Below are 528 nucleotides of genomic sequence, written 5' to 3' on the forward strand. Positions count from 1 at the left end.
CAATTCAATGACAACAAAGAAAACGTGACATTGGAACATCTGGAGATAATGCAAAAAGCCAACGAACGTACTGGCTGTACTAGCTATCTACCAACACTGATCACCTGCTCAGATGAATTAATGAAGCATGGTGTTGAAGTGATGAGTGAATACCTAAAAACTCATCGTAACCAAGCGCTTGGCCTACATTTAGAAGGCCCTTATATCAACATCATTAAAAAAGGGACTCATAACCCTGAATTTATCCGTAAACCTTCAGCTGAAATGATCGATTATTTAGCTGCCCATGCGGATGCCATCACTAAAGTAACATTAGCACCAGAAATGGTCAATGAATCCTATATCCGCCAGTTAACAAGTGCAGGTATTGTGGTTTCAGCTGGCCACTCGAATTCCACTTATGAAGAAGCACGCCTTGGCTTTAAAGCAGGCATTCGCTTCTCTACCCATTTATTTAATGCCATGCCTTATATCTCTGGCAGAGGTCCTGGGTTGGTTGGTGCTATTTACGATACTCCAGAAGTGTAT

General features: G+C 41.7%; 1 protein-coding gene. It reads left to right on the forward strand.

Translation table 11 applies throughout. From position 1 onward, the window contains the following. Positions 1 to 528, forward strand: a 528-nt coding sequence (locus ABN217_RS20340) for an amidohydrolase family protein (protein ID WP_349460019.1), incomplete at both ends; no start/stop codon positions are given.

It is taken from the genome of Proteus sp. fly-1067 (assembly GCF_040139345.1).
GTDB classification, from domain to species: Bacteria; Pseudomonadota; Gammaproteobacteria; order Enterobacterales; family Enterobacteriaceae; genus Proteus; species Proteus vulgaris_B.